19 protein-coding genes are annotated in these 20,090 nt (G+C 64.8%); 6 read left to right on the forward strand and 13 right to left on the reverse strand.

Annotation, left to right across the window (positions count from 1 at the left end):
* The first annotated feature begins 8 nt into the window (after window positions 1-8).
* Window positions 9-335 carry a hypothetical protein gene (locus H7H34_RS10055; protein ID WP_185925112.1) on the forward strand — a complete coding sequence of 109 codons (327 nt, stop codon included), beginning with the start codon at window positions 9-11 and terminating at the stop codon, window positions 333-335.
* Between the two features lie 6 nt (window positions 336-341).
* On the opposite strand, the gene H7H34_RS10060 is transcribed toward H7H34_RS10055, so the two are convergent.
* From H7H34_RS10060 to galU, 3 genes are read right to left on the reverse strand one after another with little or no spacing between them, the layout of a single operon-like run.
* A complete protein-coding gene (locus H7H34_RS10060; protein WP_185925113.1) occupies window positions 342-953 on the reverse strand; it encodes a pyridoxamine 5'-phosphate oxidase family protein in 612 nt (203 codons plus the stop codon).
* An 11-nt stretch (window positions 954-964) separates the two neighbouring features.
* Window positions 965-1,975, reverse strand: a complete 1,011-nt coding sequence (locus tag H7H34_RS10065; protein WP_185925114.1) for an NAD-dependent epimerase — start codon at window positions 1,973-1,975, stop codon at window positions 965-967.
* Between the two features lie 12 nt (window positions 1,976-1,987).
* The gene (galU, locus tag H7H34_RS10070; protein ID WP_120268014.1) at window positions 1,988-2,869 is read right to left on the reverse strand and encodes a UTP--glucose-1-phosphate uridylyltransferase GalU; all 882 of its coding nucleotides are present in this window, start codon (window positions 2,867-2,869) and stop codon (window positions 1,988-1,990) included.
* A gap of 289 nt (window positions 2,870-3,158) precedes the next feature.
* Between galU and kdsA the strand changes: the two genes are divergently transcribed.
* Both kdsA and eno read left to right on the forward strand, forming a co-directional pair.
* Window positions 3,159-4,010: a 3-deoxy-8-phosphooctulonate synthase gene (gene kdsA / locus H7H34_RS10075; RefSeq protein WP_185925115.1), complete on the forward strand. Its 852-nt coding sequence runs from the start codon at window positions 3,159-3,161 to the stop codon at window positions 4,008-4,010.
* 97 nt (window positions 4,011-4,107) lie between these two features.
* Entirely contained in the window at window positions 4,108-5,382 is a 1,275-nt protein-coding gene (eno, locus tag H7H34_RS10080) for a phosphopyruvate hydratase (protein ID WP_185925116.1), read from the forward strand.
* 305 nt (window positions 5,383-5,687) lie between these two features.
* Here the strand turns inward: eno and H7H34_RS10085 are convergent, their stop codons facing one another.
* The 6 genes from H7H34_RS10085 to H7H34_RS10110 all read right to left on the reverse strand — a co-directional run bounded on the left by H7H34_RS10085 (window position 5,688) and on the right by H7H34_RS10110 (window position 12,911).
* On the reverse strand, window positions 5,688-6,323 hold the full coding sequence (locus tag H7H34_RS10085) for a HEPN domain-containing protein (protein WP_185925117.1): 636 nt from the start codon (window positions 6,321-6,323) through the stop codon (window positions 5,688-5,690).
* Window position 6,324: 1 nt separating this feature from the next.
* Complete coding sequence (locus tag H7H34_RS10090; protein ID WP_185925118.1) at window positions 6,325-7,389, reverse strand: ParA family protein; 1,065 nt, start codon at window positions 7,387-7,389, stop codon at window positions 6,325-6,327.
* Window positions 7,390-7,468: 79 nt separating this feature from the next.
* Window positions 7,469-8,164 carry a DsbA family oxidoreductase gene (locus tag H7H34_RS10095; protein ID WP_185925119.1) on the reverse strand — a complete coding sequence of 232 codons (696 nt, stop codon included), beginning with the start codon at window positions 8,162-8,164 and terminating at the stop codon, window positions 7,469-7,471.
* A 46-nt stretch (window positions 8,165-8,210) separates the two neighbouring features.
* On the reverse strand, window positions 8,211-9,410 hold the full coding sequence (locus H7H34_RS10100) for a hypothetical protein (protein WP_185925120.1): 1,200 nt from the start codon (window positions 9,408-9,410) through the stop codon (window positions 8,211-8,213).
* Window positions 9,407-11,029 (reverse strand): AMP-binding protein, encoded by a 1,623-nt coding sequence (locus tag H7H34_RS10105; RefSeq protein ID WP_185925121.1) that lies wholly within the window; start codon window positions 11,027-11,029, stop codon window positions 9,407-9,409. The genes H7H34_RS10100 and H7H34_RS10105 overlap by 4 nt, the downstream gene beginning before the upstream one ends.
* A gap of 19 nt (window positions 11,030-11,048) precedes the next feature.
* A complete protein-coding gene (locus H7H34_RS10110) occupies window positions 11,049-12,911 on the reverse strand; it encodes an extracellular solute-binding protein (RefSeq protein ID WP_245165034.1) in 1,863 nt (620 codons plus the stop codon).
* 341 nt (window positions 12,912-13,252) lie between these two features.
* On the opposite strand from H7H34_RS10110, the gene H7H34_RS10115 reads away from it, so the two are divergent.
* Window positions 13,253-13,891: an invasion associated locus B family protein gene (locus tag H7H34_RS10115; protein ID WP_120268008.1), complete on the forward strand. Its 639-nt coding sequence runs from the start codon at window positions 13,253-13,255 to the stop codon at window positions 13,889-13,891.
* Between the two features lie 105 nt (window positions 13,892-13,996).
* Here H7H34_RS10115 and hspQ read toward each other — a convergent pair whose 3' ends face one another.
* From hspQ to H7H34_RS10130, 3 genes are all read right to left on the reverse strand, one after another.
* Window positions 13,997-14,320 carry a heat shock protein HspQ gene (gene hspQ, locus H7H34_RS10120; RefSeq protein WP_158192202.1) on the reverse strand — a complete coding sequence of 108 codons (324 nt, stop codon included), beginning with the start codon at window positions 14,318-14,320 and terminating at the stop codon, window positions 13,997-13,999.
* Between the two features lie 144 nt (window positions 14,321-14,464).
* Window positions 14,465-15,508: an HpcH/HpaI aldolase/citrate lyase family protein gene (locus H7H34_RS10125; protein ID WP_120268006.1), complete on the reverse strand. Its 1,044-nt coding sequence runs from the start codon at window positions 15,506-15,508 to the stop codon at window positions 14,465-14,467.
* Window positions 15,509-15,655: 147 nt separating this feature from the next.
* The gene (locus H7H34_RS10130; protein ID WP_185925122.1) at window positions 15,656-16,573 is read right to left on the reverse strand and encodes a lysophospholipid acyltransferase family protein; all 918 of its coding nucleotides are present in this window, start codon (window positions 16,571-16,573) and stop codon (window positions 15,656-15,658) included.
* Between the two features lie 154 nt (window positions 16,574-16,727).
* Between H7H34_RS10130 and H7H34_RS10135 the strand changes: the two genes are divergently transcribed.
* Entirely contained in the window at window positions 16,728-17,681 is a 954-nt protein-coding gene (locus tag H7H34_RS10135) for an AEC family transporter (protein ID WP_120268004.1), read from the forward strand.
* A gap of 69 nt (window positions 17,682-17,750) precedes the next feature.
* Window positions 17,751-18,833, forward strand: coding sequence for a CaiB/BaiF CoA transferase family protein (locus H7H34_RS10140; RefSeq protein ID WP_185925123.1), 1,083 nt, complete (start codon window positions 17,751-17,753; stop codon window positions 18,831-18,833).
* A gap of 18 nt (window positions 18,834-18,851) precedes the next feature.
* Here the strand turns inward: H7H34_RS10140 and H7H34_RS10145 are convergent, their stop codons facing one another.
* Window positions 18,852-20,087 (reverse strand): UbiH/UbiF family hydroxylase, encoded by a 1,236-nt coding sequence (locus H7H34_RS10145; RefSeq protein WP_185925124.1) that lies wholly within the window; start codon window positions 20,085-20,087, stop codon window positions 18,852-18,854.
* Window positions 20,088-20,090: the final 3 nt, after the last annotated feature.

Raw genomic sequence — 20,090 nt, forward strand, 5'->3', positions numbered from 1 at the left:
TGCAGATCATGTCCGCCCTGTCCATCTCCCTTTCAGGCCTTCAGGCCGCCGGCCAGCGCTTCGAAGCCTCCGCGCGCCGCATCGTCGCGGCCGGTGCCGAGGCGGGCAACGCATTGGTCGAAGCGAGCGGCAACGGAGCAGGCCAGGCCGGCGGGCAGGGAGGCGCTCCGGCGATGGGAGCACCCGGGATCGGCTTCTCGCCCGACATGGCGGGGGCAATGGTCGACATGATGCAGGCGGAAAACGCCTTCAAGGCAAATGCGCGAGTCGCTGGCCGCATCAGCGACATGCAGAAGGCCTATCTCGACATGATGGCCGAGCGTACCGACCGCTGAGCCGCCTCAAGGCACGAGCCAGCGGCCTTTCCATTCAGGCTTTCCCGCATTCTTCTCGTCGGCCTCGAAGACCGCGCGCCGATGGCCCGCATGGGCCAGATGCAGCCATTCGATACGGTGGATGCGGGCGAGCAGGATGCAGAACTGGCCGCGTCCCTCGTCGGCCGCGCCGTGATCGAACGCGACGTCCTCCGGATGCTCTACCTCGCTGCCTGGCGCTGCCGTGACCCGGTAGCAGATCCGGCTGAACGAGCGCGACGCAGCCCAGGCCGCATCGACCTCATCTCCTTCCATCTCTATCGACAGGCTGGCGGCAAGGCGCAGCTGGATGCCGGACGGCTTGTCATAGATGTGGATGGCGCCGGAGGGACTGCGAGCCACTTGTGCGATCTTGGCGCTGCGGCGGTCTGTATGAAAACGCAGCAGCCGGCGCTCGGGCTCGGCGGCGCGCAACACCATGGTGCGCAACTCGGGCAAGCCCTGCTCGTCCAGCGTGGCAACGGTGGGAACATGAAAGGCCGAGTGCCGCGAGGCCGCACCCTCTTGCAGCAGCCGCCAGCATTCGGCCAACGTAAGCTCTAGATCGTCGCGAAAGGCAGGAAGCGGTTCGCCGGTCATTTCGCCCAGCCTCAGACCTTGTAGAAGTCGCGATACCACTCGACGAAGGCACGCACGCCGTCTTCCACAGACGTGCGGGGACGGAAGCCCGTCGCCTGCGTCAGGTCGTCGACATCCGCCCAGGTGGCTAGAACATCGCCTGGCTGCAGCGGCATGAGGTTGCGGATCGCCTTTACCCCGCACGCCGCCTCGATGGCGTCGACATAGCGCAGCAGCTTCACCGGCTCGGAGTTGCCGATATTGTGGATCCGGTAGGGGGCCGAGCTGGTCGCCGGATCGGAGGTCGCCGCATCCCACCCTTCGTTCACCGCCGGCGGGCGCTCGGCGATGCGCACGATGCCCTCGACGATGTCGTCGACATAGGTGAAGTCGCGCAGCATCTCGCCATTGTTGTAGATGTCGATCGGCTCGCCCGACAGGATCGCGCGGGTGAACCTGTAGAGCGCCATGTCCGGCCGCGCCCAGGGGCCGTAGACGGTGAAGAAGCGCAGGCCGGTGAGCGGAATGCGGAAGAGGTGGGCGTAGCTGTGCGCCATCGCCTCGTTCGCCTTCTTCGTCGCCGCATAGAGCGAGATCGGATGGTTGCCGCCACGATGGGGCGACAGCGGCATCGTCTCGTCGAGGCCGTAGATGGAGGAGGTGGAGGCGAAGACCACATGGTCGACCGGATACGCGCGGGCCGCCTCCAGCACGGTTAGGAAGCCGGTGACATTGGCATCCACATAGGCCTGCGGCGCCTCCAGCGAGTAGCGCACGCCCGGCTGGGCCGCCAGATGGACGATGCGCTCCGGCGCGTGCTCGGCCATCAGCGCCATCACCGCATCGCGGTCCTCCAGCGAGATCCGCGCCTCGATGAAGTTCGGATGCTGACGCAGGATCTCGACCCGCGCTTCCTTCAGCGCCGGATCGTAATAGGGGCTGACGCAATCGAGGCCGATCACCTGCCATCCGTCGGCAAGCAGGCGGCTCGCCAGATGAAAGCCGATGAAGCCCGCAGACCCGGTGACGAGAACCTTGCGCATGCGTTTTCCCGCTCAGCCGTCGAGCAGCGACTGCAGCAATGGCCGCAGTTCGCGGGCCAGTTCCTCGTCCTCCAGCGCGAAGGCGATGTTGGCGGCAAGGAAGCCGGACTTGGAGCCGCAATCGTAGGTCTCGCCCTCGAAGCGCAGGCCGGTGAAGGGCTGCATGCCCATCAGCGACAGCATCGCATCGGTAAGCTGGATTTCGCCGCCGGCGCCCGTCTCCTGGCTGCCAAGCAGCTGGAAGATCTCCGGCTGCAGGATGTAGCGGCCGTTGATGAACAGGTTGGTCGGCGCGGTGCCCGGCGCCGGCTTCTCCACCATGCCGGTGATCGTGAAGGTGCGCGCACTCGGGTCGCCGTCGACCTCGACGATGCCGTAGTTCTGGGTCTGGTCCTCCGGCACGGCCTCGACCGAGATCACGTTGCCGCCGCTCTGGTTGTAGACCTCGACCATCTGCGACAGACAGCCCGGCTCGGACTTCATCAGCATGTCGGGAAGCAGGATCGCGAAGGGCTCGTTGCCGATGATGTCGCGAGCGCACCAGATGGCGTGGCCAAGGCCCAGGGGCTCCTGCTGGCGGGTGAAGCTGGTGGTGCCGGGCATCGGGCGGATCGCCTCGAGCAGCTTCAGCGCCGATGCCTTGGAGCGGGACCGCAGCGTGTCCTCCAGCTCGTAGGCGATGTCGAAATGATCCTCGATCACGTGCTTGTTGCGCCCGGTGACGAAGACGATGTGCTCGATGCCGGCATTGCGCGCCTCGTCGACCACATACTGGATGATCGGCCGGTCGACGATGGTCAGCATCTCCTTGGGGAGGGCCTTCGTCGCGGGCAGGAAACGGGTGCCAAGGCCTGCCACCGGAAGGACTGCCTTGCGGATCTTCTTGTTCTGCATAAAGCGCGTTTTCCGTGTCTGGTGGAATCGGGAGGCGGCACGGGCCGCAAGGTAACCTGAAAGGATGACGGAACCAAGTTGGCGAAAAGAATGTCGGCACAACGGCTTCGCGCCGCAGCCGCCGAACGATGACACGAGGATTGCGGCAAGGATCGGGCAGCCGCGATGGCATGTAGGGCGCGCGAGATGCTTGCACCGGCTCGCCATGCGGACTACTGACGGGCGGAACGCGCCAGCGGGCGGGGCGGGCCGGAAGATCGGCCAGGTCCAGCAGGAGATACGAGCTGCCATGAACCAGACGTGCAATGGAACCGTGACGGTCGGGAATGTCGCCTTCGCGCAGGACGCGCCGCTGTCGCTGATCGCCGGCCCCTGCCAGATGGAAAGCCGGGCGCATGTGCTGGAATGCGCCGCCGCGGTGAAGGAAATCGCCGACAGCCTCGGCATTTCCGTCGTCTTCAAGGCCTCCTTCGACAAGGCCAACCGCACCTCCATCGCCGCCTCGCGCGGCGTCGGCCTCAGCGAGGCGCTGCCGGTCTTTGCCGAGATCCGCGAAACTTATGGCATGCCGGTGCTGACCGACATCCACTCCGCCGACCAGTGCGCCCCGGTGGCCGAGGTCGTCGACGTGCTGCAGATCCCGGCGTTCCTCTGCCGCCAGACCGACCTGCTGGTCGCCGCCGCAAAGACCGGCGCGGTCGTCAACGTCAAGAAGGGCCAGTTCCTCGCCCCTTGGGACATGAAGAACGTGCTCGCCAAGATCGTCGAGACCGGCAATCCCAACGTGCTCCTGACCGAGCGCGGCGCCTCCTTCGGCTACAACACGCTGGTGTCCGACATGCGCGCGCTGCCGATCATGGCGCAGACCGGCGCGCCGGTCGTGTTCGACGCGACCCACTCGGTGCAGCAGCCGGGCGGGCAGGGCACCTCCTCGGGCGGCGACCGCACCATGGTGGCGGTGCTGGCGCGCGCGGCCGTGGCCGTCGGCGTTGCCGGCGTCTTCATCGAGACCCATCCGGACCCGGACAACACCATCTCCTCCGACGGGCCGAACATGATCGCGCTCAAGGACCTGAAGGACCTTCTGTCCGACCTGATGGCCTTCGACCGCATCGCCAAGTCGCGCCCGCGCGGCATCTGACACGGCCTTTTCCTTGTCGCCCGGCTCGGCTAGGAACAGCCGGACGGGGACAAGTCTGACCACCCTTTTGGAAAGTCCCACCCGCAGGGAGACGAGAATGACCGCAATTGTCGACATCACCGCCCGCGAGATCCTCGACAGCCGGGGCAACCCGACCGTCGAGGTCGACGTGCATCTGGAAGACGGCGCCTTCGGGCGGGCCGCGGTGCCCTCCGGCGCCTCGACCGGCGCGCATGAGGCGGTGGAGCTGCGCGACGGCGGCGCCCGCTACCTCGGCAAGGGCGTGCAGAAGGCTGTCGACGCGGCCAACACCGAGATCTTTGACGCTATCGGCGGCCTCGACGCGGAAGACCAGATCAAGATCGACGAGGCGATGATCGCCCTCGACGGCACGCCGAACAAGGCGCGTCTCGGCGCCAACGCCATCCTCGGCGTGTCGCTGGCCGTCGCCCGCGCCGCGGCCCAGTCGGCCGGCCTGCCGCTCTACCGCTATGTGGGCGGCGCCGGCGCGCGCCTGCTGCCCGTGCCGATGATGAACATCATCAACGGCGGCGCCCATGCGGACAACCCGATCGACGTGCAGGAATTCATGATCATGCCGGTCGGCGCCGAAACGTTGACTGAGGCCGTGCGCATGGGCTCGGAAGTCTTCCACACCCTGAAGAAGGGCCTGAAGGACGCCGGCCACAACACCAATGTCGGCGACGAGGGCGGCTTCGCCCCGAACCTTGCCTCGACCGAGGACGCGCTCGGCTTCATCATGAAGTCCATCGAGAAGGCCGGCTATCGCCCGGGCGAGGACATTTGCCTGGCGCTCGACGCCGCCTCCACGGAGTTCTTCAAGGACGGCAAGTATCACCTCGACGGCGAGGGCAAGGTGCTCGGCCCGGACGAGATGGCCGCCTATCTCGCCGATTTCGTCGGTCGCTACCCGATCATCTCCATCGAGGACGGCATGGCCGAGGACGACTGGGCCGGCTGGAAGGCGCTGACCGATCTGGTCGGCTCCAAGTGCCAGCTGGTCGGCGACGATCTCTTCGTCACCAATTCGGTGCGCCTGCGCGAGGGCATCAAGAAGGGCGTCGCCAACTCGATCCTGGTCAAGGTCAATCAGATCGGCACCCTGACGGAGACGCTGGACGCGGTCGACACCGCGCACAAGGCGGCCTACACCGCCGTCATGTCGCACCGTTCGGGCGAGACCGAGGACAGCACCATCGCCGACCTCGCCGTCGCCACCAATTGCGGGCAGATCAAGACCGGTTCGCTGGCCCGCTCCGACCGGCTCGCCAAGTACAACCAGCTCATCCGCATCGAGGAAGAGCTGGGCGAGCAGGCCCGCTACGCCGGCCGCAGTATCCTGAAGGGCTGACCGGCTCTCACGCGTCACCGCCTGAAACACCGAAACCCGGTGCGCACCCCGCGCACCGGGTTTTTGTTTGGGGAAGTTTAAGTGTTCGGTGTTGAGGCGTCGTGGCCGCGCTGCGGGAGGGTGCCTTTGGAGCATAGATAGCGACCGCTGAGTGGATACGTGGCATGAGCAATCACTTCTCGTTGCTTGCTGAGCTAGCTGATGAATTTAACGAAATAGTATGCCGATTATTCGGCCAAACTGCCACCATAGATCTAAATTTTCGTTGAAAATTACTGAGATTTCTTAAATGAAACTTTATCAATTCATGAATTTAATTGGGTTGATATTACCAAGGGTATAATCTTCCCAATTTCAAGTAAGAAATCAATGCTCATTTCCGTGTCGTATCTATCAATGGGCCACAATCTGATTCCTGAAAGGGTCGGGTCCACATCCGCTTCGTGAGCAATTTTATTCCTTCTGGCCCAAATGCTCTTGAGCTGACCTTTCAGGTTTTTTGAGCTCAAATGCTGTTCTTGTGGTTTATCGGAGTTGAATTGGATTTCAATAATCGTCCACGGATCCTGGCAGAAACAAGAAAGTATCTCAGCCAACTTGGATGGGTCAACAAAAGATTTAAACGAATTACTTCTTCTTAGCTCGGCTTCTGTAGCCCTTATTCTTTCTTCTTCATCCAAAATTGTAATAATATTCATTGGTATTGAGATATTTCTTGTTAAAATATTCTGATGAAATCTGTACCTCGACTCTATGGCAACTGCTTCATGGGCAAAGAAATCAAATGAACTAACGGCCTGTATATAGGCTGAGCGCAATGCGTCGTCATTAGCCGCGGTATTCGGACGAATGGCGTTCAGCGCATCATATAAGTTTACCATTTCTCGGGCACGGCTAATAGCATGCTCGAATGTTGCGGTTGCATCTGAAAAGCGGACCATTTTACAATTTATCCGTTAGATCTATGATTTTCTTAGCGCCATGAAAAAATTTCTGCTGTACGTCCTCAATTTTCTCTCTGTAGGAATCTGCTACTGTGCCGCGAAATTTAGTATCCTTGTCCAAATCTATAGCGAAAACTGGCTTCGCTAATTCTTGTGCAATCGCTATTAGGCCGTCCAGCGAGCTAATTTCCATCAGAAATCTATCTGCGGGTGCTTCGGCTTCTATATATATCTGGCCATCCAGCAACATGCCTGAGGAATCCAGTGCTCCTAAAAGGTCAGTTTTCATTGTAAGTATAAGACGTTCAAACCATTTCTGAAATGCAGCCGTTGGTCTCGCTTCCTCATCCCCTCGAGCTCTTTTGCGAAAATTCTGAACAATAGATCCCAGATACTTGGGTGTAATATCCGGAAATGGATAATCGGCAGCTCTCAAAATAGAATTTCCTGCTGCCTTCTTTCGCCAGTCGGCCCATTTCGGCAAGGTCCTAGCTAAGGACCTCAGTGCCATAGACGAATAAAGATCGGGGGCCATAGGTATAATGAAGGCATCGCTTGTCATAAATAAGTTCTGATTTATTGCGCCTAAACTGGGGCTCATATCAATCAGGGCTATATCAATATTATAAAGCCCGCCTGAAGAAGCGATGGCTTGATGAAGTGCCCCCGGAATATTCTGTAACGCCGAGAGCGTATTACTCAATTCGTGCGCTACCGCAAGCTGGCTCTCGTATTCTGACAAACCAACGTGGCCAGGGAATAGAAACAGGCCCTCCTGGGTCGCTGACGGGTACAACTCAGTGGGCGCTATCATATAGGGGCGCGATTCAAACGCAGGCTTCACTGCATCTCGTATATTCTTCGGAGCGTGTGGGTTGTTACTTTCAAAAGGATAATCATCTGTATCTATTTCCCCAAGAAACGTTCCTGTCAAATTACACTGCGGATCGCAGTCAACGACCATAACTCTTTTCCCAAGAGAGGAGAGCATCCACGCCAAATGGAAAGTCATTGTAGTTTTGGCTACGCCGCCTTTGTGGTTGAATATAGCGATTTGTTTCACGGTATTTACTCCAAAATGCTTTGTTATCTCTATTTTGCGCTGGTAATTTTAAGATTATATTAGAATATCTTCTCCTGCTTCACCCCGTCTTCGTCTCATAGGCGTGCTTGATCGCGGCGGCGAGGGTTTCCGGCTTTTCAGCGCCCATGACGATGAAGCGTTCGTCGATGATGAAGGCGGGCACGCCGGTGACGCCGATGCGGTGGGCCTGTTCGACGGCGGCGGTGATCTTGTTGCGGTCGGAATCCGTCGGCAGCAGCTCGGCGACGAGATCCGACATCATGCCGACATCGGCGGCGGCCGAGACCAGCGTCTGCGGATCGCTGAGGTCCGCGCCTTCCAGGAAGTAGAGGCGGAACAGCCGCTCGGCCATCTCGCTCTGCAGCCCGTCGGCGCGCGACCACAGCAGCAGGCGGTGGCAGTCCAGCGTGTTGGGCGAGGTGCGGATGCGCTCGAAGGCGAAGGGAATGCCTTCCTGCAGGCCGGCGGCGGCGATCTGCTCGTGCAGCGCGTCGATGCGCGCCTGGCTGCCGAACTTATCCATCAGGTACTGCTGGCGGTCCTTGCCCTGCGGCGGGATGGTCGCGTCCAGCTGATAGGGCTGCCAGCGCAGGGCAACGGGAATGTCCGGCAGGCTCGCCAGCGCCTTTTCCAGCCGCCGCTTGCCGATATAGCACCAGGGGCAGACCACGTCGGAAATGACGTCGATGGGCATTGCGGCCTGCTCGGGCGAGGCTGCCTGCTGCCCGGCTGCGGTATCCGTCTCGGCTGGCATGGGCAGTCCTTTCGTCGGTTGCGCAAGAGCGCGAAGAGGTGGCGCGTCAGGCGAAGGCGGTGCTGGAGACGATGGCGCCGATCCGCCGGCGGATGCGCTCCTGCGCCTCCGCGTCCCGCAACACGGCGATATCGCCCAGCCCCTCGACCGTAGCAACAAAATCCTCGTCGCGCGATGCGGCAAGCGTTGCCGAAAGGACGGGGTTGACGGCGGGAACCCCGAAGGGGTCGTCATTCGCGGCCCGTGAGGCGAGCGGCGGCGGCGCGATCTGCGCCAGCAGCAGGGCCAGAGGCTCCAGCCCGCGCAAGGCCAGCGCTTCGCCAAGGGCCGCCAGATAGCGCTCGTACGCAGCCCGCGGCAAAACCGGCAATCCCTTGCCCGAACTGTGGCGCGGGCGATAGCCGGCGAGCACCCGGTCGGCAAGGGCCCGGCGGGCGCCGGCCCGCAGCAGGCACAGGAGATGCCGGGCGAGGATCTGCGGCGCGGCCGCGCGGGGCACGCAATCGCTGGCGCCACTCGTCAGCAACACGGTAGCCTCCGCTTCGTCCGCGCACAGAACCAGCACCGGTAGCGCGATATGGCGCGGATCAGCGCGCAAACGGCCTAGAAGCTCGCTCGCCCGCGATGCCGGCAGGTCGATCACCATCAGCCGGGCAGGGGCCTCCTCCAGCGCAGCCAGCGCGGCATCCGCCGTGAGGCAACCGCGCAGGTCGAGCGCCGCAAGGTGGGCGCTGAGCGCCACGCCGATGCGTGCACTGTCGCCGGCAACCAGCAGCGGAATGCCGCGGGAGAGGTCGCGGGTTCGGGGCGCCCTCGGCGAGGCATCCAGGGCCAGCGGGCCGAAGGCGGCCCGGCGCAGCCGTGCTTCCTCAATGCGCCGCGCCTGGCGCACGGTCTCGGCCAGCCGCTCCAGCGCCAGTTCCGGCGGACAGGCGAGGGAAAGGAACGCATCCGGCGGGGGCATCTCAAGGCCGCTGGCGGTGCCAGCCGTCTCGGGGCACAGCACGACGCGCGGCACATGCACGCCCTTTTCCCGCGCGCCCGCCAACCGTTGGGCAGCCTCAGGGTGAGGAAGGGCGTCTGCAAGGCCGATCACCACATCGGGCAGATGCGATGTTTGGGTGTCGGCCCATGCGATCTCGGCAAGGTCGTCCCAGGCGAGGGCAAGGCGCGCGAGCGGGCTGTCCGGGCGATCTGCGGGCCCATCCAGCAGCACCGACAGGCGGCGGGCGGTCTCCCGGTTCATGCGACCTGCGAGTGGCCGAAGCCGGCGCGGATCGCCAGCGCCTCGCGGTCGACCTTGCCGGCGGCATTGCGCGGCAGGGCGGCAACGGGCAGCACCCGGTGCGGCATCTCGGCAAGGCCGGCATGCTCGGCTTCCAGATAGGCGTAGAAGCCCTCCACATCGAAGAGCAGGCCCTTCTGCGGCACCAGCGCGGCATAGAGCCGGGCGCCGAGAATGCCGTCGTCGACCAGGAAGGCCGCGGCCTCGGTGATGCCCGGGAAGGCGGCGTAGAGCGCGTCCAGCGTCGGCAGCGAGCCGATGCCCGGCGCCATCTGTCCCGGAATGCCGAAGCCGGTGATGCCGCTCTCGGTCTGGCGCAGCGGCAACAGCGTGTCGACGAAGCCGGCCTTGTCGGTCGGCATGCGCACCTTGCAGGCGGGCCAGGCCGAATCCGGCACCATGGCGCCGCGCACCTTCAGCGTTGCCGGGCTGACTTCCGTATCGATGGCGATTTCCAGCAGCGCCGGGGCCTGTGGGGCGGCAGAGGGCGAGCCCATGCGTCCGCTCGGCAGCGGACGGGGCAGGGCGCTGCCCTCGCGGGTGCGGGCGACCATGGCGAACTCGTCGGCGACATGCAGGTCGACCAGCTCGCGGTTGCTGGCATGCGGGGCAGGGGCGGGCGAGTGGGCCTGCCAAACCGGAACGATGCGGCATTCGGGCCGCTCGATCCGCCGGTCCAGCGCCGGCACCAGCGCGCCCGGGCACAGCACGATATCGGCCTCGGCCGCATCCGCATGGGCGGCGAGCCGGCGCAACGTGCCGGGATGATGCAGGTGCAGCGTGCCGCCGGACAGCAGCCACGGCACGAGGCCGGCACCGATGCCGGCCATGCCGGTCAGCGCGTAGGGCAGCAGGAAGTTCGGCGCCTGCGGCAGGGAGAGCTCGAGATAGGGCATCAGGCCGCAGGCGACCCACTGGTTGTGGCTGCGGGCGATGGGCAGCGGCTCGCCGCTGGTGGAGCGGGTCCAGGTCAGCGTCGCGACATGGTCGGCGGCGTTCTGGTCGCGGCGGACGGGCGCAGGCTCGATATCCTCGGACAGTTCGCCGAGGATCTGCTCCACCTCCATCAGGCCGTCGGCGACGTCGCGCCCCAGGCCGAAGACGAAACGCAAGGCGAAGAGGTCTGCAGCGGTGTCGCGCGCCTCCAGCCCGATGGAGCGCCCGCCGAAGCTCTCGCCGGCGACCAGCGCCTTGGCGCCCGCTCGGGTCAGGGCCTCCAGCACGTTCTTCTGGCGCCAGTGCAGCGGCAGCGGCGCCACCACCAGCCCGGCCCGCAGGGCCGCCAGCAAGGCGATGACAGCATCCACCGTGCCCGCGCTCTGCAGGCCGATGACGTTGTCGTGCTTCAGCCCGACTGCCGCGAAGAAGGCGGCAAGCCGGCTGATCTCGGCATCGGCCTCCGCATAGGTGAGGCGGCGTGGCGCCTCGCGGAAGCCGCCCACGGCCTCGTCCGGATCGCACAGGGCGAGCCGTTCGGGATGGGCGGCTGCCGTCTTGCGGAACAGCGCATCCAGCGTCACGCGGCCCCAGATGCCGCTCTGCCGGTGTGCCTCGATTGTCTTCAGCGGGGTCAGGATCATCTCGTCATTCCCAAGCCACTCAGCGCCGTTTTGCGGCGGACCACCATGTCTCGAAGCGCGGTCCGGTAATGGACTGTACCTCAGGGCGGCCGATCGCGGTCCAGCGCGCCACCCATTTTTCAGGAAGATGGAAAAGAGGCACCACATAGGCACCCGAAATCAGCGCCCGGTCGAAGGCGCGCACCGCATCGGTGAAGCCTTCCGCATCGCGCGCGGACAGCATGGCGTCGATGGTCGCGTCCACTGCCGGGCTCTTCACGCCGGCATAGTTGAACGAGCCGTCCTGCCCTGCGGCATCGCTGCCCCAGCGGTAGCGCTGCTCGTTGCCGGGCGAGAGGGAGACCAGCCAGGTGTTCATGACCATGTCGAAATCGAAGGTCTGGCGGCGGCGCTGATACTGGGCGCTGTCGACGGAGCGAATGCGGACCTCGACGCCGATCAGCTTGAGCGCGCGCTGATAGGCCAGCGCCAGGCGCTCCTGATCCTGAGAGGCGACGATGATCTCAAAGGAGAGAGGTGTACCGCCGGGATCGCGCAAGGTACGGCCCTCGATCCGGTAGCCGGCCTCGGCCAGCTGCTCCACCGCCGCGCGCAGCACCTTGCGGTCGCGGCCCGAGCCGTCGGCATGCGTCGGCCGCCAGGTGCCCTCCAGCACGTCCGGGGCAATCTCCTGCGCGAACGGGGCGAGCAGCGCACGCTCGGCCTCGCTGGCCGGACGGCCGAGGGAGGAGAGCACGGAATTGTCGAAATAGCCGCCCGTGCGCGCATAAAGGCCGTGATAAAGCGTGCGGTTGACCCATTCGAAGTCGAACAGCATGGCCAGCGCCCGGCGCACCCGGACGTCGGCGAAGATCGGCCGGCGGGTGTTGAAGACGAAGCCGTGCATGCCGGCCGGCGTGCCGAGACGGAAGCCCTCCTTGACGACCTTGCCTTCCGCGACCGCGGGAAAGTCCAGCGAGGTGGTCCACCGCGCCGGATCGGCGACGGGCAGCACCTGCACGAGCCCTTTCTTGAAGGCCTCGAACAGCGTGTTCTCGTCGCGGTAATACTCGATCCGCACCTCATCGAAATTGTAGAGGCCGCGCCGGATCGGCAGATCCTTCGCCCAGTAGTCGGGATCGCGGCGATAGACGATGTTGTTGCCCGGATCGACACTGTCGATGACATAGGGGCCGGAGCCGACCGGCGGCACCAGGGTGCTGCGATCGAAGGTCTGGGGATCGATCGTATGCTTGGCGAAGATCGGCGACATGCCGACCAGCAACGGCAACTCGCGGTCGCTCCCGTCGGCAAAGGTGAAGCGCACGCTGCGCTCGCCGGTCTTCTCCATGCTGGTGATGCGGCTGTAACGCGAGCGGAAATGCGGCCGCCCCTTGTCGCGCAGGATCTCGAAGGAGAAGATCACATCGTCCACGGTCACCGGCGTGCCGTCGGAGAAGCGGGCCTTCTCGTTGAGGCGGAACTCGATCCAGTCGCGGTCATCCGGCATCCGGACCGATTCGGCCAGCAGGCCATAGAGCGTGAAGGGCTCGTCGAGATTGCGTTCCAGCAGGCTCTCGGTCACCAGCGCACCGAAATCCGTATCGCGGATGCCGCGTGCCGTCGTGGTGCCGCCCTGGACGATGAACTGGTTCAGGCTGTCGAAGGAGCCCTGGACGCCATGGGTGACCGTGCCGCCTTGCGGCGCATCGGGATCGGCATAGGGAAGGTGGGCGAAAGTCTCCGGCAGGGCAGGTTCGCCATGCATGGCGATGCCATGGCTCCACGGCACGTCGGCGGCCTGCGCTGCCCCGCCGACAGGGGCAAAGGCAAGCACGGCCGCGGCGAACAGCGCTGGAAGCTTCGCCAGAGGGAGAATCGGGACGGGTCGCATCTCGGTCATGGTGTCGAATTCTAGTGCCCAATCACTTTGTTATGGTTAACGCAGTCTCAACGACAGTTCCCTGGCCGGGGACGACGGGGAGGGGGCAGAGACTGCGGCATTCTCGCAACAGCGTGACGATCCCGCACGAATGAGGCCGGCTTGAGGGCGCCCGCGCCGCCGACAAACTGGATATTCGTCGCGTCAGACTGTAAAGATGCGCCCGTGATCGCACGAGCCAAGGTCTTGCCGCATTCATTGCGCACAGGTTTGGCGAGCGAGGGACAAAAGTTTTCCCGTTCGCGGCGACGACGCGCTTGGTGTCCGCCGTGACGAAACAACGGACTTTAGGGACGCATTGCATGGCAGATAGACTGAAGAACCACCTGGCTGGCCTGACCATCGCCGCTGCGGCGACTGTGGCTTTTGCCGGCGGCGCCGCTGCGCAGACCCAGACGATTCAGCCGCCGGCGGACACGCCCTGGGTGAAGATCTGCAATACCGACCCGCAGTCCAACAAGGAAATCTGCGTCGTGACGCAGGAGCTGCGTACGGATACCGGCCAGTTCCTCGCCTCCGTCGCCGTGCGCGAGATCGGCGGCGAAGCCCGCAAGACCCTGCTGATGGCGGTGCCCCCCGGCATGCTGATCCAGCCGGGCCTGCGCGTGCAGGTCGACACCGGCAAGCAGACCGAAGCCAAGTACGGCATTTGCTTCCCGAACGCCTGCTATTCCGAGCTCGTGATCGACGACGCCTTCATCAGCTCGATGAAGGCCGGCGGCAACCTGGTGCTGACCACGCTGAACCAGCAGGCCAAGCAGGTTCCCTTCCAACTGACGCTGTCCGGCTTCACCAAGGTCTATGACGGTCCGGCGATCAATCCGGAAGAGCTACAGCAGAAGCAGCAGCAACTGCAGTCCGAGCTGCAGAAGCGCGCCGAAGAGGCTCGCCAGCGGCTGATCGAGAAGCAGAAGGAAGTGACCGGCTCGGGCGCGAACTGAGCCGGAGCTTTCGGGTCACCGATACGACAACGCCGCGGCCTTGGCCGCGGCGTTTTTCGTTGTGGCATCGGTCGGGACCGAAAGGGGGAACGCGGTTCGTCGCCCCTAGTGCAGGTCCACGTCGCGCGGACGATAGGTGCCGTCGTCCTGCTGTTCGAAGATCTCGTCGACCTGGGGATGGCGAACGGGCTCGCCCGTATCGTCCGGAACCAGGTTCTGCTCCGAGACATAGGCGACGTATTCCGTCTCCGCGTTCTCGGCGAGCAGGTGATAGAACGGCTGGTCGCGATCCGGGCGCACGTCTTCCGGGATCGCGTCCCACCACTCTTCCGTGTTGGAAAATGTCGGGTCGACGTCGAAGATGACCCCCCGGAAGGGGTACACCCGGTGCCTGACGACCTGACCGATCATGAATTTCGCGGTGCGCATCTGTTCAGGTTTCAGCCAGTTTGAGCGTAAGTCGGGAGTTTCTCCCTCTATTCAACACTAGCGCATACGCTCTGAACGGGCGGTTTACAAGTCGCGAGCTGTCGGCTGCGCGCACTCTTCGTCCTCATGCGCACCGCCTGCCGTTCAAAGTCCGTAAAGAGCGGCCATGTCCGGATCCTTTGCGGCAACGATACGGGCAAGATCGACGATCACCTTTGCCTGTTTCCAGGTGGCATCATCCTGCATCTTGCCGTCGATCATCACCGCACCGGTGCCGTCTGGCATGGCTTCCAGAATACGCAAGGCGAAGGCGACTTCGCCCGGCTCCGGGCTGAACACCCGTTTGGCGATGTCGATCTGGCTGGGATGCAGCGACCAGGCGCCGACGCAGCCCATCAGGAAGGCGTTGCGGAACTGGGCCTCGCAGGCGGCGGGATCGGAGAAGTCGCCGAACGGCCCGTAGAAGGCCTTGATCCCGGCGGACATGCACGCGTCCACCATCTTGGCGACGGTGTAGTGCCACAGATCCTGCTGGAATGCCGGACGCGCTGTGCCGGCGTCTCCGGCATCGGCGAGCACCGTGTAGTCCGGATGGCCGCCACCGACCCGGGTCGTCTTCATGCCGCGCGAGGCCGCAAGATCGGCGGGGCCCAGGCTCATCCCGTGCATGCGCGGGCTGGCGGTGGCGATCGCCTCGACGTTCTTGACGCCCTCGGCGGTCTCCAGGATCGCATGGACGAGGATCGGCTTCGAAACGCCGGCCCTTGCCTCCAGCTGCGCCAGCAACTGATCGATATAATGAATGTCCCACGGTCCCTCGACCTTGGGCAGCATCACCACGTCCAGCTTGTCGCCGACCTCGGTGACGATCTCCATCAGATCGTCCAGCACCCAGGGGCTGTTCAGGCAGTTGATACGGGTCCAAAGGCCGGTGGTGCCGAAGTCGTTGTCCTGCGCCATGCGGATGAACCCGCGCCGCGCGTCCGTCTTGGCGTCGGCGGGAATGGCGTCCTCGAGATTGCCCAGCACCACGTCGACCGAGCGGATCAGGTCCGGCACCTTGGCGCGCATCTTCTCCACATGCGGCGGCACGAAATGGATCATCCGCTCCAGCCGCACCGGCTGCTCGCGCAGCGGTGCCGGCGCGCCGATGGCAAGCGGTTGGTAGAAGGCGCGCGGTGTCTTCATGGTGTTCTCCTCCCATTTGGCCCGCTTCGATGCGGTTCCTCACCCGTTATGCTGCATCGCATATAATGGCTTTCGCAGCGCGGCACGCAAGCCGGACCTTCGGCGAAAGTCAACGGAGAGGGGAGGTGTCGTCGGTCGCTACAAGCGCTAGAGCCACTTGCGCATGATCCACATCCACTGGGACGGGTTCTCGCGGATCCACTGTTCGAACAGGGCGTGATAGCGCTGCGTCGCGGCAACGGCATCGGCCTTGCGGTCGTCCGTGTGCGGCATCTCGACCACGCGCGCCTCGATGCGGAAGCGGTTGCCGGGCAGCCGCACCACCCGGCTTGCGACCAGCGGCACGCCGGCGGCCCGCGCGATGGTGGCGGGATAGACCGTGGCCCAGGCATCGCGGCCGAAGAAGGGAATCACCGCGCCGCGCCTGTCCTGGAGATCGGCCAGCATCGCCGTGCGTCCGCCCGACCGGGCGATGGTCAGCAGGCGCCGCGCGGTCTCGTGGCTCTTGGGATACAAGCCGCCGGGATAGATGCGGGCGCGAAGGTCGTAGACCAGCTTGTCGACAAGCGGATTCTTGATGGTCTGGTAGACGCCGACCGGCTGCCAGCCTGCGGCGAGCCCGCCCATCGCGGTGACTTCCCAGTTGCCCGCATGCAGGGAGACCACCACGGCGCCGCTCTCGCCCACCGTTTCACGCACGTCGTCCACATCGTATTCGAAGCGGGCCGGATCGGCGACCAGGCGGTCCAGCTGCAGCGTCTCGGCGGCGATCCGACCGAGATTCTCCCACATTCCCAGCAAGATGCGCCGATGCTCTTCGCGTGGCAGTTCCGGCATCGCCTTTGCCATATTGGCGAGCGCGCGCCGGTGGCGGCTGTTGAAGCGGGCAAACAGCCGCCAGGCCTTGCCCATGACGAAGGAGGCCGTATCCGGCGGCATCAGGCGCAGCAGCCAGAGCGCGAAACTCAGCAATCCCCATTCCAGCCGATAGCGCAATCCGCCGTGCTCGCCGGGGCGTTCGCCGGGCTGCTTGCCGGTTTCGCCGGGGGAATCGGTCTGCGTCATCGCCTGTTGCCGTCTCTACTCACTTATGCGGAGGGTCGTTGCCGTTGACCGGTCTGTGCGAACCCGTTAGGCCTGCGGTGATTAACCAAGCAGTCGAGGCTTGGCAACACGCTCCCTGTTTGGCGGGCGCCCCTCCCGCCCGCCGGAGGCCCTGATGGAAAATGTGATATCGCTGGCGCTTCCGTTTTTCGGGCTGATCTTCCTCGGGGTAGGCGCCGGAAAGCTGAAGGACATTCCCGCATCCGGCCTGGCGTGGATGCAGTTCTTCATCATCTACATAGCGCTGCCGGCGCTGTTTTTCCGCCTCCTGGCCAAGACGCCGATCGAAGAGCTGACCAATATCGGCTATGTGGCGGCGACGACCTTCGCCACCTATTCCGCCTTCGCCATCGCCTTTTGCGTCGGCGTCCTTGCTTCGCGCGGCAACATTCCCGAGGCGACGATCCAGGCGCTGGCCGGCTCCTACTCGAATGTCGGCTACATGGGACCGGGCCTGACGCTCGCGGTGCTGGGACCGGCTGCTGCCGTACCGACGGCGCTTGTCTTCTGCTTCGACAACATCCTGCTGTTCACGCTGACGCCGCTGATGATGGCCATCGGCGGCACCGACAACGAGCCGCCACTGAAGACCATGATCACGGTGGTGAAGCGCATCTTCACCCATCCGTTCATTCTGGCAACCATCGCCGGCGTTCTGGCGGCGGCGGTCGAGTTTCAGCCGCCGCAGGCCATCGATACGCTGCTGACCTTCCTCAGCAATGCCGCCGCTCCTTGCGCGCTTTTCGCCATGGGCGTCACGGTCGCGCAGCAGCCCATGGGCCGCGTGCCGCTTGAGTTGCCGGTGATCCTGGCGGTCAAGCTGATCGTCCATCCGCTGATCGTGCTGATGCTGCTGAACTGGATGGGCGGCGTCGAGCCGGCATGGGTGGCGACCGCCGTGCTGATGGCCTGCCTTCCGCCGGCAGCCAATGTGTTCGTGATCGCCCAGCAGTATCACGTCTACATCCAGCGGGCCTCGAGCTCGATCCTCATCGGCACCATCGCCTCGACGGTCACCGTGTCGATCTTCATCTATCTGATCACGGAAGGCCTGCTGCCGCTCCAGTAACGTTCGCGCCGAAACGTACCGCCCGCACAAGAACACAAGAGAGTGGCCGTCCGGGAGGAGACCAGGGACATGACGCAACAACCGCTTGCCGGGATCACCGTGCTCGATTTCAGCACGCTGCTGCCCGGGCCGCTTGCCAGCCTGATGCTGGCCGAGGCCGGAGCGACGGTGATCAAGATCGAGCGGCCGGGCGGCGAGGACATGCGCTTCTTCCCGCCCAGGGCGGGGCCGGCGAGTGCGCTCTATGCCATGCTCAACCGCGGCAAGACCTGCATCGAACTCGATCTCAAGGACACTGCCGCGCGGGAGCGGGTGCTGGAACTGGTCGACAAGGCCGACGTGGTTCTGGAGCAGTTCCGCCCCGGCGTGATGGAGCGTCTCGGCCTCGGTCCGCAGGACCTCACGAAACGCAATCCCCGGCTCGTCTACTGCTCGATCACCGGCTTCGGGCAGACCGGCCCGCGTGCGCTCGAGGCGGGGCACGACATCACCTATATGGCGCTGACCGGCCTGCTGGCACTGTCCTGCGGCACGGCCGACGCGCCGGTCCTGCCGCCGGCACAGATTGCCGATATCGGCGGCGGCAGCTTCCCAGCCGTGATGAACATCCTGCTTGCGCTGTTCGCGCGCGAACGCACGGGACGCGGCGCCGTACTGGACATCGCCATGTGCGATGCGATGTTCACGCTCGCCCTGTTCGCCCAGGCAAAGCTGACCGCAACCGGCAAGGCGCCTGGCAACGGCGCCGATCTCCTGACCGGTGCCTCGCCCCGATACCGCATCTACCGCGCCGCCGATGGCGGCCTGATCGCCGTTGGTGCGCTGGAGGAGAAGTTCTGGACCTCACTCTGCGATACGCTCGGCCTGTCGCAAGAGGCGCGTGATGACCGCCGCGATCCGGAAGGGGCGGGCCGGGCGCTGGCCGCAGCATTTGCCGCGCATGACACGGCCTACTGGGCGCCGCGACTTGCCGCCGCCGATTGCTGCGCGGCCCCGCTTGCCGGTCTGGCGGATGCTTTCCTCGATCCGCATTTCCGCGAGCGCGGGCTGTTCGACTTCGAGGTCACGACGGGAGACGTCACCCTGCCGGCGACCGTCGTGCCGATTGCGCCAGCCTTCCGTGGCAGCCGCAGCGCCAAGGCGCCCGTTTAGGGGCGTTTGCCCAACGTCTCAACCGAGCGTCAGCCCGCGCATCAGGCGCGGGCGCGCCATTGCCGGGGCGATGCCTTCGCGCATCAAGAACCGGCGCAGCGGCGGCACCCGGCCGGCGAGATAGAGCCCCAGCCCACGCAACAGCTGGACGGGGAGTAGATCGCTCAGCAGCGAGCGGTTGAGCAGGTCGACGGCGGTCGTGCGCGAGGCGATGTCCGGCCGGCGGGCTCGCTCATAGGCAGCCAGCACCGATGGCGCGCCGATATCCTCGCCGCGCCGGCGGGCCGCCACCAGCACCTCGCCCAGCGTTGCCACGTCTCGGAACCCGAGATTGAGACCCTGCGCGCCGATGGGCGGGAAAACATGGGCCGCTTCGCCGATCAGCGCACAGCGATTGGCGGCGACGGTCTTCGCGCTCAAGCCGCCCAGCGGATAGAGCTGGCGCGTGCCCACGATCCGCATGCGGCCGAGGATCGAGGACGCGCGGCGCTCGATCTCCAGCGCCAGCGTCTCGTCGTCGAGCGCATGCAGCCGCTCGGCCTCGCCCGGCTCCTGGACCCAGACCAGCGACGAGCGGCGCCCCTTGAGCGGCACCAGCGTGAAAGGTCCCGTCGGGGTGTGAAACTCGCTGGAATGGTCGTGATGCGGCACGTCGTGCTCGAGATTGAGCACCAGGGCACATTGCGGATAGCGCCACTCGCGCACTTCGATGCCGGCCGCCTCGCGCACGGCCGAGCGGCGACCGTCCGCACCTACGACCAGCCGGGCGGACAGCGTGCTGCCGTCCGACAGGGCGAGCGTCGCGCCGCCTTCGCCGATCTGAAGCCCATCGACCCGGGCGTCGATCCGCTCCAGCAGAGGCTCGCCGCCGCAGGCCTCGGCCAACTCGGCGTTGAGCTCTGCATTGCGGATATTGTAGCCGAAGGCCGGCAGTTTCAGCTCGGATGCGTCGAAAACGACTTCCGGCGCCCGAATCAAGCGCCCCGTCGCATCAATGATGCGCATGTGCTCCAGCGGCGCCGTATGGGGGGCGATGCGGTCCCACAGCTTGAGCGAGCGCAGCATCTCGGCGGACGATTCCAGCAGCGCGGTCGTGCGGTCGTCGGAAGCCGGCAGGGCAGGGGCGACAAGGGCGGTGCGGAAGCCGTGGCCGGCGAGCAGCAGCGCCATGGCCATGCCCGAGGGACCTGCACCGACCACTGCGATCTCGGTCTCGTGCCGCGCCGTCTCGCCTGCGGTTTTGCGCTGTGTCATTGC

This window comes from Stappia sp. 28M-7 (genome assembly GCF_014252955.1).
GTDB lineage: Bacteria > Pseudomonadota > Alphaproteobacteria > Rhizobiales > Stappiaceae > Stappia.